Origin of the sequence: Gelidibacter maritimus, assembly GCF_014062315.1 — a bacterium.
Taxonomy (GTDB): domain Bacteria; phylum Bacteroidota; class Bacteroidia; order Flavobacteriales; family Flavobacteriaceae; genus Gelidibacter; species Gelidibacter maritimus.
In genome coordinates, this window is sequence record NZ_JACGLT010000003.1 from 262,940 (window position 1) to 277,916 (window position 14,977).

Annotated in this window: 13 protein-coding genes and 1 tRNA gene; 8 read left to right on the top strand and 6 right to left on the bottom strand. The window is 37.6% G+C overall.

Features of this window, described 5'->3' with window-relative positions:
- The first annotated feature begins 2 nt into the window (after positions 1-2).
- Both H3Z82_RS05575 and H3Z82_RS05580 read left to right on the top strand, forming a co-directional pair.
- Entirely contained in the window at positions 3-2,051 is a 2,049-nt protein-coding gene (locus H3Z82_RS05575) for a dynamin family protein (RefSeq protein WP_182203454.1), read from the top strand.
- Between the two features lie 72 nt (positions 2,052-2,123).
- Positions 2,124-2,570, top strand: coding sequence for a hypothetical protein (locus H3Z82_RS05580; protein ID WP_182203457.1), 447 nt, complete (start codon positions 2,124-2,126; stop codon positions 2,568-2,570).
- 96 nt (positions 2,571-2,666) lie between these two features.
- Here H3Z82_RS05580 and H3Z82_RS05585 read toward each other — a convergent pair whose 3' ends face one another.
- Complete coding sequence (locus H3Z82_RS05585) at positions 2,667-2,840, bottom strand: hypothetical protein (RefSeq protein WP_182203460.1); 174 nt, start codon at positions 2,838-2,840, stop codon at positions 2,667-2,669.
- Between the two features lie 70 nt (positions 2,841-2,910).
- Positions 2,911-3,081 carry a hypothetical protein gene (locus H3Z82_RS05590; RefSeq protein ID WP_182203462.1) on the bottom strand — a complete coding sequence of 57 codons (171 nt, stop codon included), beginning with the start codon at positions 3,079-3,081 and terminating at the stop codon, positions 2,911-2,913.
- 80 nt (positions 3,082-3,161) lie between these two features.
- Here H3Z82_RS05590 and H3Z82_RS05595 point away from each other — a divergent pair, with 80 nt between their 5' ends.
- A complete protein-coding gene (locus H3Z82_RS05595) occupies positions 3,162-4,055 on the top strand; it encodes a helix-turn-helix transcriptional regulator (protein WP_182203464.1) in 894 nt (297 codons plus the stop codon).
- 132 nt (positions 4,056-4,187) lie between these two features.
- On the opposite strand, the gene H3Z82_RS05600 is transcribed toward H3Z82_RS05595, so the two are convergent.
- The 4 genes from H3Z82_RS05600 to H3Z82_RS05615 form a co-directional block, all read right to left on the bottom strand.
- Positions 4,188-5,114: a serine hydrolase gene (locus H3Z82_RS05600; protein ID WP_182203466.1), complete on the bottom strand. Its 927-nt coding sequence runs from the start codon at positions 5,112-5,114 to the stop codon at positions 4,188-4,190.
- 48 nt (positions 5,115-5,162) lie between these two features.
- The gene (locus tag H3Z82_RS05605) at positions 5,163-7,262 is read right to left on the bottom strand and encodes an amino acid carrier protein (protein ID WP_182203758.1); all 2,100 of its coding nucleotides are present in this window, start codon (positions 7,260-7,262) and stop codon (positions 5,163-5,165) included.
- 156 nt (positions 7,263-7,418) lie between these two features.
- A complete protein-coding gene (locus H3Z82_RS05610) occupies positions 7,419-7,868 on the bottom strand; it encodes a hypothetical protein (protein ID WP_182203468.1) in 450 nt (149 codons plus the stop codon).
- 153 nt (positions 7,869-8,021) lie between these two features.
- Positions 8,022-8,101, bottom strand: a tRNA-Leu gene (locus H3Z82_RS05615).
- A 156-nt stretch (positions 8,102-8,257) separates the two neighbouring features.
- Here H3Z82_RS05615 and H3Z82_RS05620 point away from each other — a divergent pair.
- From H3Z82_RS05620 to H3Z82_RS05640, 5 genes are all read left to right on the top strand, one after another.
- Entirely contained in the window at positions 8,258-9,199 is a 942-nt protein-coding gene (locus tag H3Z82_RS05620; RefSeq protein WP_182203471.1) for a ribose-phosphate pyrophosphokinase, read from the top strand.
- 162 nt (positions 9,200-9,361) lie between these two features.
- Positions 9,362-10,015: a 50S ribosomal protein L25/general stress protein Ctc gene (locus H3Z82_RS05625; protein ID WP_182203474.1), complete on the top strand. Its 654-nt coding sequence runs from the start codon at positions 9,362-9,364 to the stop codon at positions 10,013-10,015.
- A gap of 459 nt (positions 10,016-10,474) precedes the next feature.
- Positions 10,475-11,107, top strand: coding sequence for an aminoacyl-tRNA hydrolase (gene pth, locus H3Z82_RS05630; RefSeq protein ID WP_182203476.1), 633 nt, complete (start codon positions 10,475-10,477; stop codon positions 11,105-11,107).
- A gap of 164 nt (positions 11,108-11,271) precedes the next feature.
- Entirely contained in the window at positions 11,272-12,474 is a 1,203-nt protein-coding gene (locus H3Z82_RS05635; RefSeq protein WP_182203478.1) for a porin, read from the top strand.
- A gap of 69 nt (positions 12,475-12,543) precedes the next feature.
- Positions 12,544-14,862: an inorganic phosphate transporter gene (locus H3Z82_RS05640; RefSeq protein ID WP_182203480.1), complete on the top strand. Its 2,319-nt coding sequence runs from the start codon at positions 12,544-12,546 to the stop codon at positions 14,860-14,862.
- Positions 14,863-14,977: the final 115 nt, after the last annotated feature.

The following is a 14,977-nucleotide window of genomic DNA, read 5'->3' on the forward strand; positions in this document are numbered from 1 at the left end:
TTATGAGTGAAAATATATTTAAAAATATAGCTGATAAAAAAGAGCAATTTAAACAATATGCTAAAAAAGCTCACGAATTTGAATGGATAGATAATGATGAATATAGTGACATAATTACAAAGCTTGAAACCGATGTCTTAACTATTGGGGTTATTGGGCAAATGAAGTGTGGTAAATCGACCTTTTTGAATGCTTTAGTGTATGGGGAGGAAGTCTTGCCTGCTGCAACAACTCCTATGACCGCATCTCTTTCTGTAATAACCTATGGAGAACAAAAAAAGTTAGAAGCTGAATTTTATACGTCAAACGAATGGGAGGAATTAAAACATCTTGCAAATAGAAGTTTAAATGAAATAGAAGCAGATGAAAATCAAAAATCAAAAATAAAGGCAGCACAAGAAATAGTAGAAAAATCCTCAAAAATTGAATTTGAAATTAGAAATCTGTTAGGTACTAAAAAAGAGGATAGTTTTGATAAATTGATTGATTATGTTGGAGCAGATGGTAAATACATTGCTATTACTAAATCGGTTAAAATTTATATGCCAATAGATTATTTGAAAGGTGTTGAAATTGTGGATACACCTGGTTTTAATGATCCAATTGTTTCTCGTGTAGAGCGTACCAAAGAATTTTTAGCAAAGGCAGATGCTGTTATAATGTTGCTATATGCTGGTAGAGCATTTGATTCAGTTGATAAGGATATTATTTTTAATCAGCTAAGGACCATTGGTATTGGTAAACTATTGATAGGTGTTAATAAATACGATTTATGCATTGAGAATGAATCAGAAACTGAAATCGTCTCAAATGTTAAAAACCAATTATTTCAAGCAAGTAGAGAATTTTCTAATAATTCAATTGCTGAGTTAGCCACCGAAAAGGATCCCTTATTACTTTCTGCAAGTATGGCATTGATGTCTAAAATGAATATGGACATGATATCAAAAGATAGTAATTTAGATTTCTATTACAAAAAAGCTTCCGATGTTTTTGGCATTAGCAGTCAAAAGGAAATGCTCGAAAAAAGTTTGTTTCCTGATTTCGAAAAAGCTTTGATGGACATTATTTTTAAATCTAAAGATGAAATCTTACTAAAAAAACCAAAGAATTTCATTGATCAAAAGGCAGAAAATAAAAAGGAGTTATTAGAAGAAGCTTTAATGCAAACAAAAAGTAATCTCACTATTCTTAACAAGCCAGATAATGAATTAGAAGAACTATTAAGAAATACTAAAAAAGCAGAAAGGAAAATTAATAGAAAAATTGATAATATTGAAATTGAAGAAACTTTAAAGAGTGGCATTAAAAGTTTATCTCGAAAGACAAAGGATATAATATTTGCATCCAAGCAGAAATGTATGGAGGTAATTAAAGATCACGGAATTGTTCTAAATGCAGAAAATTTACATCTGAATCTAAATTCTGAATTGGAACGTCTTGAACAAGAGTTAGATCGGCTTTTTGAAAGAAGTAATAAAGACATTAATAAATCTTTAAAAAGAGTTATTAATGACTTTATAAGTGATATAAATGAAATTGTCGAAGAATATTTAGAAGAATTTGATATGCACGACTATATAGCATCCTATAGAAATGTATTATCCAGGGATATTATAGAAATAAACTTTATGGATTTAATACCAGTCCCGGAAGAAAGCCCAAAAACTGAAGATAACTTATTGTCAAAAGCATTTGTCGTGACTGGTGCCTTTGTTGTTGGAGCTACTTTTGGGCTTCCAATATTAGCAGCTAATATTTTATCAGGGAAAAGTGATGCGCGAGAATGGATTGGTAATTTTTATTCTATATTGGATCTTGAGCCAATAGAACAAGAAATCACAGCTAATGGAAATAGTCTTATGATAGAAGTAAATTCTAAATTTAAAGATGATTTTTTAGGCCCCATCATCGAAAAAATGAACGAAACAATTGAAAATAAAGCTAATAGGGAAAAAGACCTTATACAAGCCAAAACTAAATTATCTGAATTAGAAAAGGATAAACAAAAATTAGAAGAAGAGATTAGGGTAGTTGGATCAATACTGTAATTAGGGCTGTTATTATAAAATAGAGAAGTAGCTTATTATTTATATGAATTTTAAAGAAACAGATTATTTTAAATGGAATATAGCCCAACCCGCCCCTACCACCGCACCGAAATAGACTTGCTCTTCACAAAAGTAAAATCCCAAATGCACCAAGAGGCTTTAGCCAGAGGAGGCAACGGTATCGCGCTTTACACCGATTGCTACACAGGAGAAATCTTGCGCGGTGGCGATCGATATGATTACGAGCACATTCGTTCTGCAGAAGCTATTTTTATGACGTATAGAGATAGGCTTACCAATCACGAAATTGCCGAAGTAGTTAACTGTCCAGAAAATGTTTCCGTAACATTACGAACTATTAATCAATCTAAAGGAAAGATGAAATTGGAGGATTGGTTATTAAATACTAATAATATTACAAATCACGGAATTAATGTTGCATTGGCGCGGAAAACTTTAATTAATGCAGATGTTGGAATTCAAAAGAAGGTGAATGAAATTTTAGCAAGAAGGGCATAAATGAAAGATAAGTGGTGAGCGGCGTTGCCATGCTGTTCAGGTAGTAAAAGAAGCAGATTTAAACCCCAAAGCCTATAACTTCGGGGTTAAATAAATTCAAACTTTAGTAGCCTTCGCTATCGCATAGCCAATACAAGCTATGCCAGCACCAAGCGCAACGGGTACTGCAAAGGCAATTCCTGCAGACGTAGCGATTAGTGCGCCAACGCCGGCACCTGCTGCCCCAATGGTTGTTACTAATCCTGTTTCTGTTGTTTTTTCATCTTTCATAAATATTTGGTTTTTAAGATTGGCTCTCCTTATTTTTTGATTGGTCTTTGAGCTTATACCAAAATAATTGCTAACTGTTTAAAACGCGTAGAAATCCAGTAATTGCTAATGTAAAACCTAAGCCTAATAGCGTTACCGTGGTTTTATCTTCGCCAGAGATCTCAGCAATTTCGGCAGAGGTGTTCGCGCTGCTTTGTAATAGGCGGCCAATTTGATCCAATTGTGATTTTTGTAAATCCATAATTCCTTGTTATTTATTGTTTGAAACAAAGTTAAACTGTAGCTTTCCCAGATAGTGGGAAAGTAAAAGAATGTAATATTATGAGTAAAGATATTAGACGGTATTTAGTTATTCTGGAGCTTTTGCAAAGCGCAGATTTAGTAACCACTAAGCAAATTGAAGCAGAGCAAAAGAAAGAAGGTTTAGGTTTTTCGACCTCTACCTTGAATAGGGACTATAAGTTTCTAGCTGACCTTGGGTTTAAAATTCATCTTGATAAATCGAAAGGCTACACCTTAGAAATAGAGAATACAGAAGAGTTTTCATTCTTAACCAACATCTTTAAGCGGATCGCTTTATCTAATTTGCTCAATAAAAGCATCACTTTAGAGAAAGACACCCATAAGTTTCTGGCCTTGGATGAAACCAGTTTGGTCAATAATTTTGAATATTTTGATGTCATTTTGGAGGCTATTAAAAACCGAAAGGAAATTAATTTTCAGCACAACAGCTTCTATCATTCCGATAGGACAGCGCCTAAAATACATACCATAAAACCGTACTTACTTAAAGAATATCAAAACAGATGGTATGTGGTAGGAGAAACTGAAGAAGGTTTTCGGGTATTTGGATTGGATAGAATAGGGGAATTAAGGGTGTTAGATAACAAGCCTTTTAGAAATAAAACGGAAGAAGCCAATGAGAAACTATCCCATACTGTTGGTTTAAATTTTAGTGATCATAAGCCGACACGAATGGTTCTGCGATTTCATGTTAGCCAAAAGCCTTATTTGGAGTCTTTAAAACTGCATCACTCACAAGAAGTGGTAACAGATGGTTTAGCCGGTTTTTACACGATCAAACTCTTTGTAAGTTATAATTTCGAACTGAGGCAGCAATTATTGAAATATGGTAGCTTGGTTGAGGTTTTAGAACCTGATTTTGTGAGAGAGGATATTAAAGCAGAATTAGAAAGAGCTTTTAAGTTGTATTAATAAAGACAAGATAGATCTCTCAACCTCTAATTTGCAGTCAAGATTAATCGGTTTGAAATTTTTCATGCTTGCACGTTTTAGGATTTCTTTGTGAAGATTATAAAAATCCTCATAAAAAGGAATAGAAACAAATCAATACCTCAGTCCTTTTACCAATTCCGCAAACCCATTTGCAGGTTTCCATTCTGAATTCGGCTCAAAATAGTTCCAGAGATAGGCTGAAATGTTGCGTTGCAATTGCCATGCTTTATTATCGAATCCCCAAGATTGATCCGCATTGTTTTTAGTAGCGATATAAAAGACATAATCGCCACTTGGCGCATTTACCATAACCAATTCCGATCTTGATTTATTGACCATGCCCTGTTTAGCAGCGGTTTGAACGTAGGGCGGAATCTGCGAAAGCGAATAATCCGTATAGAAGGAATTAGACATAATGCGATACATTTCATCACTTGAAGCCTCATCAATCAATGTTCTTTGCCTCATCTTAATCAATAATGAAGTCATCTCTCGGGGTGTAGTCTGTCCCCAGCCATATTTCTCCCAGTCTTCGGATCTACCTTCCGTTCGGCTGTTGACCCTAGTGTGGGCCAAACCTAAATCGGCCATAGTCTCATTGATTGCCAATCCGCCACCTACAAGCTCTTGACACCACAGCGACGTTGTATTATCGCTTATGGTAATCATCAATGAGGCTAAAGTTCGGAGATCGGTAACAGTACTGTCCTTATAAAACTGCATGAGTCCAGAGCCGCCATACTTTCTTTTGGCATCATAAACCAAAGTGTCATTATAATGAAGACCTCCCTCTTTAATCTGTTTAAAAACCTCAATCAAAATAGGGACTTTAACGATACTTGCCGTCGGGAAAATAGTGTCGGCGTTAATTGCAGCTTCTTTATTGGACTTAAGATTATAGACGTATATACCCACATCGCCTTTAAAGTCTTTTACGAGATTGTTAAGTTCATTTTCCAATATTTCATCGGTTTGTTGCGCTATAAGCATGAGGTTGCACGATAAAAAAAGAAACAAAAAGAGGAATATTTTTTTCATTATAAACAGGTATTCGTTAAAAAGGCAATAATTTATAAAATTTTATAATCACTCTTTGGCTTTGATAAATTTCGGATTGATATAGAGTTTTCCGTCTTTTAATTTCTGCCAATAAATTTTCATATCGGCATTTATTTCGGGAGCCATAATATAGAGTCCGATGATATTTGGAAAGGACATGGCAAGAATCATCATATCGGCAAAACTTAGAACGGCGCCTAAACTGACGGAAGCTCCCAATACCACGAAAACGAGGTACATAACTTTATATACCAATTCCAACTTTTTACTTCTTCCGAAGAGGTAACTCCAAGAACGCATGCCGTAATACGACCAGGACACCATAGTGGAAAAGGCAAATAATACCACGGCTAGTGCAAGTACGGCAGGGAACCAGGAAATGACGGTTCCGAAAGCATCTGCGGTAAGTTCTACACCGCCCATGCCGCTATTGATTTCATGTTTCCCGGTGAAAATAAGCACCAATGCAGTCATTGTACACACCAGCATCGTATCAATAAATGGCTCAACCAATGAGGTGAAACCATCGGCAATAGGATGATTGGTTTTAGATGCACTATGGGCAATTGCTGCCGAACCTACTCCAGCTTCACTGGAAAAAGCAGCACGTTGTAAACCTATGATGAGCACCCCAATAAACCCGCCTTTCATGGCTTGGGCAGAAAATGCGCCATCGAAGATAGCAACAAAGGCACCACCAAGAAATTCGAAGTGATAGCCGATGACCACCAAACAGCCCACCACGTAAAAAATGGCCATCACAGGCACTACTTTCGCAGTCACTTTTGCTATACTTTTAATTCCCCCGATAATCACTGCGCCGACCAATATGGCAAAAACAATTCCAAACCAAAACCCTTGGCCCTGTAACACTGGAACCTGCTCTGATACGATTTTAAAAGCCTGATTTGATTGCAGCATATTGCCACCACCAAAGGAAGCACCAACCCCCAGCACCGCAAAAAGTATTGCTAAAAATTTCCCTAAACGCTTAAGATTCTTCTTTTCCAGGCCGTAGCGCAAATAGTTCATCGGACCTCCAAATATGCGCCCTTCATCATCAATAAACCGATACTTCACGCCCAATGTACATTCTGCGAACTTTAAAGACATTCCGAAAAAACCAGCGAGAAACATCCAAAATGTTGCGCCTGCCCCACCAAGAGAAATGGCAACGGCAACGCCAGCGATATTTCCTAATCCTACGGTCGCAGATACCGCGGTAGCCATAGCTTGAAAATGCGTAATGGTACCAGGAGCATCCGGATCGTCATACTTTCCTCTTGCCAAATCCAAGGAATGCTTAAAACCACGGATATTCACAAATTTCAAACGGAGGGTAAAGAAAATACTACCTAAAATAAGCCAGACCACTATAAAAGGAATGGTGCTGGTTTTTGTATCGCCATTGGGATGTAAAAGAGGTTGTGGGGTTTGAAAATTAATGACGCCTAAGCGTGGCACCCTGTAAGATCCGGGTTTGGGCATTCTTGAAATGACAGAACCTTCTTCAACCAGGTGTTCTAAAGCGCCGGTATCTGGAGCATACACCGACAATTCAATGTCTTGATGGCTTAACAGTACGGCTATTTTATCGCCTTTTTTAACTTGGCTGCCATCGGGAACCAACCAATTTTTTAAATGGTATTGTCCTTCACTGGTTGGATCTTCTAACGGCAGTGCAACGTTTTTATGGGAAGTGTATACCACAGGATCGTATATGCCGAGCGCGGCAAAAGCATCCCAAAATAAAACGGCACCCAACACATCTACGGCAGGCTGTACGCTACTATTGAAAATTTCAGTAATTGATTCTGCCGGTATGGTAAACTGCTTGGTGATGGTGTTTCCGTTGGCATCGCTTACGGTTACAGAATGTTGCATGCCTTCAATTAAGCCAAAGGAATCCGCAGCATTTAAGGAAGTGCTTACATTGCTCCATTTGTATTGATAAGGAGGTTGTCCGCCATCGACCGTTACTTTCGCCACACCATTATTAATTTCGGAGGAAGGGTTGATCAGTTCTAATTGTACGGTCATTTCGCCATTAACTTGAACTTGAGCGAGGCCATTTGCAAAGGTTATTAATAAGAGCGTTAAGAAGGCTAAGTGCCTGTATCTAATCATCAAAATAAGTATGTGTTTTAGTTTACATAATTAAAAAAACACAATTTAATGATAAGCGGAACTCCTCCCAAGCCATTTAGGGTGTTTTTTTGAAATTGCGAGAAATGACACTATAAAAATGAAGATTTAGAGACTTTTTCGTGAGCGAGCGGGTTTTTATTCAGATGCCACTTTGACTTGGGTTTTACCATCTTCGCTTGGGATTTCAGAAACTAAAAAGACGGACTTGTTTTTTTTAAATTCAGAAAATTGGAAATTCTCGAGGCCGGTGTAGGTATATCCTTTTGAAATCAGTTGGTCTTTAATTTCTTGAACGTTATAATTTTTTGCGAGAGATACATCTAAAACATTGGACGTATCATTTGAGGAGATAACTTTAATGACAACCGTATTGTCCAAGTCGTGTTTGTAAGTTTTTCCGTAGGTGCTTTGCAAATTGTCTTTATTATTTCTGATCTTTTCAAATCCGTAATAGTCGATCATATACCTATCTAATGAAGCGAAAGATTTACTTGTTAGATTTTCTAACAGAATGATGTCCAAATTTTTGGACATGGCTGTATTGGCTAAAGAAAGGCATAACGCTAAGGTAAGAATCTTTTTCATGAGGATTATTTTTTATTGAATATCGCAATTGACGGTACAAATTAAGAAAAATTGATGAGATTTCAGATTGAGATATGAAATTAATGGCATTGTTCCTCTTTGACAAAATCGAGAATAAAAAAAGCTCCAACATTTCTGTTGAAGCCTTTGCAGTACTCAAGGCGGGAATCGAACCCGCACTCCGAAGAACTGGATTTTGAATCCAGCGCGTCTACCAATTCCGCCACTTGAGCAAAAGATGTTCTAAATTGGATTGCAAAATTATAAAATTTTTTTCTTCTAACAACTAAAATATCTTTCTTTTATACTTTTTCTGTTCAATTAAATTGTTAAATTTGCAGCCTGTTAAAGAAAACGAGGATTAATGCGTTATAAAACACACTATTACAATGCCTAATTTTGTTCCTGAAGCTAAGATTTTTGCGTGTTCACAGAGCACAGAACTTGCTGAAAAAATAGCAGCAACCTTTGGAGTGCCATTAGGAAATGTTATTACGTCCACTTATAGTGATGGAGAGTTTCAGCCGTCTTATGAAGAGTCGATAAGAGGAACGCGAATTTTTATTATTGGTTCCACGCATCCCGGTCCTAAGAATTTAATGGAAATGTTATTGATGATAGATGCTGCAAAGCGGGCATCAGCAAGACATATTACCGCAGTGTTGCCTTATTTTGGATGGGCAAGACAAGACAGAAAGGATAAACCGAGAGTGCCGATTGCCGCTAAACTTGTAGCAAAAATGCTGGAAGCAGCGGGAGCAACCCGAATCATTACTATGGATTTGCACGCCGATCAGATTCAGGGCTTTTTTGAAAAACCTGTAGATCATTTATTTGCATCTACTGTGTTTTTACCTTATTTAAGAAGCTTGAATCTTGATAACCTGACGATAGCTTCACCAGATATGGGGGGCTCTAAAAGGGCGTATGCTTATTCTAAAACCATGGAGAGTGACGTGGTCATCTGTTACAAGCAACGTGAAAAGGCCAATGTTATTTCGCATATGGAATTGATTGGCGATGTGACTGGAAAAAATGTGGTATTGGTAGATGATATGGTAGATACCGCTGGAACATTGACTAAAGCTGCTGACTTGATGATGGAGCGTGGAGCATTGAGTGTTAGAGCAATTTGTACGCATCCTATATTGTCTGGAAATGCCTACGAGCGTTTGGAAAACTCCAAGTTGGAAGAATTGATCGTTACGGATTCCATTCCTCTAAAGCAAAAAAGTGACAAGATTAGAGTGCTCAGCTGCGCCGATCTGTTTGCTGGGGTGATGCATAACGTGCATTATAATAAATCTATCAGCTCAAAGTTTTTAATGTAGGCTGTGACAAGTTCAGTCCACATCTGAAATAATACAACTGATCAATAGTTAATAAGTAATAGTAACCTTTAATAATTAAATGAAAACGAATTGGAGCAGAACACTTGGTCCTCTTTCAAAAAAGTTTCTATAATACCATTAAATAACAATAAATAAACAATTATGAAATCAATTACAATCAACGGATCTCAAAGAGAAAGCGTGGGCAAAAAAGCAACAAAAGCCTTACGTAATGCTGGCCAGGTTCCTTGCGTATTATACGGAGGAGACCAACCAGTGCATTTCTCAGCACCTGAATTGGCTTTCTCTAAACTGGTTTATACGCCTAATGCGCATACAGTTGTGATTGCCTTAGAAAACGGAACGTCTTATAACGCAGTTATGCAAGACATCCAATTCCACCCAGTAACGGACAGGATACTGCACATCGATTTTTATAAGCTATATGAAGACAAAGAAATCACCATGGAAATTCCTGTGCATGTTATCGGAACTTCAAAGGGGGTTTTAAATGGTGGCGTATTGCAAAGAAATCAGCGTAAGCTTAGAATAAAAGCAATACCAGCAAATCTACCTGATTTTATAGAGGTTGATATTACACCTTTAAAAATTGGAAGTAAGTTGTACATTACTGAACTTGAAAATTCTAACTATGAATTCTTACACCCAGATAACACCGTAGTGTGTCAAGTAAGACGTTCTAGAGCAAGTATTGCTGAGTTTGAAGAAGAGCTTGAAGAAGAGCTTGAAGAAGGTGCAGAAGGCGCGGAAGGAGCTGCTGAAGGTGCTGAAAAACCAGCTGAAGGTCAAGAGTAAATCTTGTTTATACCAAATATTTAAAAGCATTCTGTTTATTCAGGATGCTTTTTTTAGTGAAACCCCTATCTGCCGAGAGGCAGACATATTCCAAAAGCCACAGACCCATTGGAACACGTTGGTTTTTTCCGATGGTTTTCGGGCTAATATCTCTCGATTGTTGTCGGGACTGGCGGTATCATTAAATATCATGCACTATTTGTGTTGTAAAAGCCGAAGTCGCATTAACTTATCGGTTCGTAATATGGCCAGTAATGTTTAATTTTTTAAAATTGACCGGATCTCTGTCCTCACTTTAGTTTCACGAAAGCTGCTGAGGTGGATGTATAAAATCTCTGGTTAGTCATATATTGAAATGTGTTTTGCTTCTTACTTGAAGATTGTTTGTAGGAATAATTCTGAAATTTTATTAAAAAAACGTTATTTTTCATTTTGACAGAAACACTTTAAGTAATTTTCATGCTTCGCTTTTTACAAACAATTTTCAAATCGTCAAACAAAACAACACCTGTAGAAGAAAATACTATGAAAAAATATCTCATCGTAGGATTAGGCAATATTGGAAGTGAATATGCCAATACACGCCATAATATTGGTTTTAGGATTTTAGACCATTTAGCGAAAAAGGAGAATTTAAGTTTTGAAACTCAAAAGTTGGGTGATGTCAGCGTGTATAAATTTAAAGGACGACATTTTACCTTGTTAAAGCCCAATACTTATATGAATTTGAGTGGAAAGGCCATCCTCTATTGGTTGAACAAAGAAAACATTCCTCTTGACAACTTATTGGTGATTACTGACGATTTGAACTTGCCCTTTGGCACCATTCGTCTAAAAACCAAAGGTAGTGATGGCGGGCACAACGGATTAAAGGATACGCAGGACAAATTACAAACTACCAAGTACAACCGGTTTAGATTTGGTATTAGTGATGCTTTTAGTAAAGGCAGACAAGTAGATTATGTTTTGGGAGAATGGACTCCAGAAGAAGAAGCCAAATTGCCAGAACGCTTGGATAAAGCCTTCGAGCTTATCAAATCTTTTGGAACAGCTGGCGTAAATATTACTATGAACACGTTTAATGGCCAGTAGAAGAAGCTGAATTTATAGACGACTTCTCACCTCACTAATACGGTACTTTTTTAGTAATTATTTTGATAAGCAGTGTTAATTATAGGTGTTTTTAAAAAACTTAACGATTACGAAACATTAAATTAACATTGAAATCAGTTCTTTGTGGCCAAAGAACTGATAGAATGACATTTCGGCCAACACTTTTAGCTTTATTTTTTGTTATATTTTCAATGGGTCATGCACAAGAGATCAAAGCTCCTGCGTTTGGAGATGGTATTTTAAACCTTAAAGCCAAAGACAGCACTTGGTCTATGAAAGTGGGAATGCAGTTGCAATTTCAAGGATTTGCAGATTGGGAAGATGAGAACACTGGTTTTTCCAATGCAGAAACTAATTTTTTGATCAGAAGAGCACGTCTTAAATTTTCTGGTTTTGTTTACTCACCCAAATTAACCTACAAATTGTCTATCGGTCTTTCTAATCGGGATATTTCTGGAGCCTCAAAATACACTTCCAATGCGCCACGATACCTTTTGGATGCGGTTATGAAGTGGAATTTTTATAAAAACTTCGAATTGTGGTTCGGACAGACAAAACTTCCTGGTAATAGGGATGACCTCACCTCTTCAAGCAGTCTTCAGCTTGTTGAGCGGTCGCTTGTAAACGGGGCCTACGCTGTTGAGCGCGACCTTGGGTTTCAATTAAGACATCATTTTAAACTTTCCGAAGATTTTATTATTAAGGAGGCATTTGCAATATCGCAAGGCGAAGGACGCAATATCACCTCGGGAAATATTGGCGGTTTTCAATATACATCGCGACTTGAATTTTTGCCGTTGGGCGATTTTATAAAAAAAGGCGATTATGTAGGTGGCGATATCTACAGAGAGCCTACCCCAAAATTGGCCATTGGTGCCACTTACGACTTCAACAACAAGGCCGTAAAAACAAAAAGCAATCGCGGCACCTATATGATTACCGATACAGGATTTTATGAAACTAATATTTCGACATTGTTTATTGATGCCATTTTTAAATATCAAGGATTTTCATTGATGGCTGAATATGCGGACAGAACTGCTGCCGACCCGTTGGCAAAGCATTCTGACGGAACCCTGACCGGCGATAGCGTTCAAATAGGAAATGGTGTTAATTTTCAGGCAGGCTACGTGTTTGAAAATAATTGGGAGCTTACCGGACGATATACCAATATCAATTTTGATAATGCCATGATAGTCAAAAATCTCCAAAACCAATACACGCTTGGTGTTTCAAAATATATTTTAGGTCATAATTTAAAAGTCCAAACCGATGTGAGCTATTTAACGATGAACTTATCCAATGACGAACTGCTATGGCGACTGCAATTTGCCATTCACTTTTAATACTTAACGTTGAGGTAACATACGCTTCGAAAACTGTAGGGATATTTGCAAACAATATTAAACTAAATTATGGAAAATTTTTACTTGTATATGATCATTGCCTTGGCCATTTTAGCAGTGGCTGATTTGGTGGTTGGTGTCAGTAATGATGCCGTCAACTTCTTAAACTCGGCAATGGGTTCAAAAGCAGTTTCTTTTAGAACGCTTATGATTGTTGCCAGTCTTGGAATTGGGATCGGCGCGATATTTTCAAGTGGCATGATGGAAATCGCCCGGAGTGGAATATTCCATCCTGAACTGTTTATGTTCAGTGAAATTATGATCATTTTCATGGCGGTCATGCTGACAGATATTTTATTGTTGGATTTCTTTAATTCCATGGGACTGCCAACGTCAACCACGGTTTCTATCGTTTTCGAGTTGCTTGGTGCGGCTGTAGCGATGACTTTGATAAAAATCAGTCACAGTGGCGGCGGTTATATGGCCGTGTTCAATTATATCAATACAGACAAGGTCACAGAAATTATCTTTGGAATATTGCTTTCTGTCGTCATAGCCTTCTCTATTGGTGCCTTTGTGCAATGGGTGGCGCGATTATTACTGTCTTATGATTTTGAAAAGAAAGCCAATTGGGTAGGGGCTTTATTTGGAGGATTGGCATTGACATCCATTACCTATTTTATTTTCATAAAAGGTATTGGTGGTACCAACTTTGCCAACGAGCGCTATGACCTTATTGGCGGTGAAACCATAAAAGAGTTTTTAGAGCATCAGGTATTTTATATTGTAACCGTCAGCTTGGTTTTTTGGGTTCTGTTGTCTTACGCTGTTATTGAATTCTTGAAAACCAATATTTATAAATTGGTCATTCTGGTGGGGACGTTTGCCTTAGCGCTTGCATTTGCTGGAAATGATTTGGTCAATTTTATCGGGCCTACCATAGGGGCCTTTCAAGCCTATTCTGACTTCACGAACCCTGCGGTCAATACGCTCGGGTTACCAGCTTCTGAGTTCTCCATGTCGAGCTTGGGTGAAGCTGCAGCAACACCGACGTTGTTATTGTTGGTAGCAGGTGTCATTATGGTGGTGACGCTCTGGTTTTCTTCAAAAGCTAAGAATGTGGTTAAAACCTCAATTGACTTGTCAAGCCAAGGCGAAACTAAAGAACGCTTTCAACCCAACTCGTTATCAAGAGTTTTTGTAAGGATAGCGATGGGGTTATCGCAAGCAACATCCTATGTTTTACCGAAATCTTGGGAAGCAAAGATTGATAAACAGTTTGAACCGCCTGTAATTAAATTGGCAAGGGATAAAGTGCACGAGTTGCCTTCCTTTGACTTGGTAAGGGCTGCTGTTAACCTTATGGTGGCAGCAGTGTTAATTGCTATTGCAACCTCTTGGAAATTGCCTTTATCCACAACTTACGTGACATTTATGGTGGCGATGGGTACATCTTTAGCGGATCGTGCTTGGGGCGCAGAAAGTGCTGTTTATAGAGTAGCGGGTGTTATCAATGTGATTGGTGGATGGTTTTTTACTGCTTTCAGTGCCTTCTTTTCAGCCGCTTTAGTAGCCTACTTGCTGAATCTCAACATCAAAATCATGTTCCCAATCTTATTGTTGTTGGCTTTTGGATTGCTCATCAAGAGTTCTATTGCCCATAGCGAAAAGATAAAAGAGACCAAAGCTGAAGACCGTTTGAGTAAAACAGAAAGTAGCTCGGTACAGGGTGTAATTTATGAAAGTGCAAAGAATATTGCCAATGTTGTAAAACGCGGCAATAGGATTTATACCAATGCTATTAACGGACTTGCCTTACAGGATCTCTCATTATTGAAGAAGAATAAAAAGCAAGTTCGAAAGCTCTCTGAAGAGGTTGATGAGCTGCGGGACAATATCTTCTATTTCATTAAAAATTTAGACGAATCGAGCGTTGGTGCCAGTAATTTCTACATCAATATTTTAGGGTTCTTGCAGGATATGACCCAATCGTTGGAGTATATTTCAAAAGTGAGCCACAAACACATCCATAACAACCACAAGAAATTAAAGTTCAGTCAAATAAAAGAGCTGAAAGAAGTGGATGAGCGTTTTGAGCGTTTATTCAATAACACCCGAAATGCCTTCGAGTCGCATTCCTTTGAGGAAATTGGAATCATTCTTGGGAGGAAACAGGAAATTATATCCTTGGTGACAGGCAAGATACAGAAGCAGGTAGAGCGTACCCGAACAGAAGAATCAAGTCCAAAGAATACCACCTTGTATTTCAGTATTCTGTTGGAAACAAAAGACTTGTTAATCGCTACCATGAACCTATTGGAAGAGTATTACCATGCGCATGATAGTTCGGTGAAGCCTATCCCATTTCCTGATAAACAAAAGAAGTAAGAGCGCATAGCCTTAACAATTTATAATAAAACACCCTAAATGTATATGATGCTTTTAGGGTGTTTTTTTATACTATTTTATTCAGTAATAGGTGTAATACATTAAATACCAATAG

Excerpts from the sequence above, each read along its gene's own strand:
- H3Z82_RS05575 (WP_182203454.1), top strand. The coding sequence starts at position 3 with ATGAGTGAAAATATATTTAAAAATATAGCTGATAAAAAAGAGCAATTT.
- H3Z82_RS05580 (WP_182203457.1), top strand. The coding sequence starts at position 2,124 with ATGGAATATAGCCCAACCCGCCCCTACCACCGCACCGAAATAGACTTG.
- H3Z82_RS05585 (WP_182203460.1), bottom strand. The coding sequence starts at position 2,840 with ATGAAAGATGAAAAAACAACAGAAACAGGATTAGTAACAACCATTGGG.
- H3Z82_RS05590 (WP_182203462.1), bottom strand. The coding sequence starts at position 3,081 with ATGGATTTACAAAAATCACAATTGGATCAAATTGGCCGCCTATTACAA.
- H3Z82_RS05595 (WP_182203464.1), top strand. The coding sequence starts at position 3,162 with ATGAGTAAAGATATTAGACGGTATTTAGTTATTCTGGAGCTTTTGCAA.
- H3Z82_RS05600 (WP_182203466.1), bottom strand. The coding sequence starts at position 5,114 with ATGAAAAAAATATTCCTCTTTTTGTTTCTTTTTTTATCGTGCAACCTC.
- H3Z82_RS05605 (WP_182203758.1), bottom strand. The coding sequence starts at position 7,262 with ATGATTAGATACAGGCACTTAGCCTTCTTAACGCTCTTATTAATAACC.
- H3Z82_RS05610 (WP_182203468.1), bottom strand. The coding sequence starts at position 7,868 with ATGAAAAAGATTCTTACCTTAGCGTTATGCCTTTCTTTAGCCAATACA.
- H3Z82_RS05620 (WP_182203471.1), top strand. The coding sequence starts at position 8,258 with ATGCCTAATTTTGTTCCTGAAGCTAAGATTTTTGCGTGTTCACAGAGC.
- H3Z82_RS05625 (WP_182203474.1), top strand. The coding sequence starts at position 9,362 with ATGAAATCAATTACAATCAACGGATCTCAAAGAGAAAGCGTGGGCAAA.
- pth (WP_182203476.1), top strand. The coding sequence starts at position 10,475 with ATGCTTCGCTTTTTACAAACAATTTTCAAATCGTCAAACAAAACAACA.
- H3Z82_RS05635 (WP_182203478.1), top strand. The coding sequence starts at position 11,272 with ATGACATTTCGGCCAACACTTTTAGCTTTATTTTTTGTTATATTTTCA.
- H3Z82_RS05640 (WP_182203480.1), top strand. The coding sequence starts at position 12,544 with ATGGAAAATTTTTACTTGTATATGATCATTGCCTTGGCCATTTTAGCA.